Raw genomic sequence first — 1,118 nt, forward strand, 5'->3', positions numbered from 1 at the left:
CTGATGTTACGCAGTAAGTGGTATTTCGTATAAAATATCAACGCATGACTAAACCTGATATTTTTGATTTATACACAGACTACCTGATTACGTCATTCAGCTATACCACGGCCACCGGACTCTCAGAGCTGGTTGATGGTGCAGTGAGCCATGACCAGATTACGCGCTTTCTATCTCAGCAAGACTTCACGTCAAAGGAACTCTGGAAAGTCATTAAACGAACCGCTCGTGAGATCGAAGCAGATGATGGCGTACTGATTTTCGATGACACCATACAAGCCAAACCGCACAGTAAAGAAAACGAACTGATCTGTTGGCATTTCGATCACACGGTCAATCGCTCAGTGAAAGGGATTAACCTTCTGAACTGCTTGTATTATGCCAACGAGACAAGCTTGCCTGTGGCCTTTGAGTTGGTTAAAAAACCCATCCGATTTTGTGATGTGAAGACTCAACGTGAGAAACGCATGAGCGAGGTGACTAAAAATGAGCAGCTACGAGGGATGCTTAAAGTCTGTTGTCAAAACCAGCTGAAATGGCGCTATGCCTTGGCAGACAGCTGGTTTTCATCCGCTGACAACATGAAGTACATCCATCAAATGCTACAGAAATACTTCATTTTTGCCTTGAAAAGTAATCGCTTGGTCGCCTTAACCTCTGAAGACAAGGCAAAGGGTCGTTTCACCCGGATTGACTCGATTGAATGGCCAGAAGGTCCCGTACAAGGTTGGGTGAAAGGATTAACGTTTCCTGTCTTATTTCACCGACAGATTTTTACAAACAAAGATGGCAGTACGGGCACACTTTATCTGATCAGCAATGAGTTAAGCGCCACAAAAACAACCCTTGAAACGATCTACCAAAAACGGTGGAAAGTGGAAGTCTTTCACAAGAGCATTAAGTCCAACACGGGTATGGCAAAGTCTCCTGCCAAGACCGTCAGAACCCAGAGTAATCACATTTTTATGTCGCTGTATGCGACGGCCAGATTAGAAGGACTCAGCATGAAACAAGGACTGAATAAGTTCGCCATGAAAACACGACTTTATACAAAAGCGCTGCAGCAAGCCTTTAAAGAATTAAAGGCCTTAAGAGCTTCTACTGCGTAACATCAGTTA

1 protein-coding gene is annotated in these 1,118 nt (G+C 44.0%); it reads left to right on the plus strand.

The features are described 5' to 3' along the window. Window positions 1-44: 44 nt before the first annotated feature. Window positions 45-1,109 carry an IS701 family transposase gene (locus tag DKW60_RS23110; RefSeq protein WP_109840007.1) on the plus strand — a complete coding sequence of 355 codons (1,065 nt, stop codon included), beginning with the start codon at window positions 45-47 and terminating at the stop codon, window positions 1,107-1,109. The last annotated feature ends 9 nt before the right edge of the window (window positions 1,110-1,118 follow it).

The organism is Leucothrix pacifica (genome assembly GCF_003172875.1).
GTDB classification, from domain to species: Bacteria; Pseudomonadota; Gammaproteobacteria; order Thiotrichales; family Thiotrichaceae; genus Leucothrix; species Leucothrix pacifica.

Excerpts from the sequence above, each read along its gene's own strand:
- DKW60_RS23110 (WP_109840007.1), top strand. The coding sequence starts at position 45 with ATGACTAAACCTGATATTTTTGATTTATACACAGACTACCTGATTACG.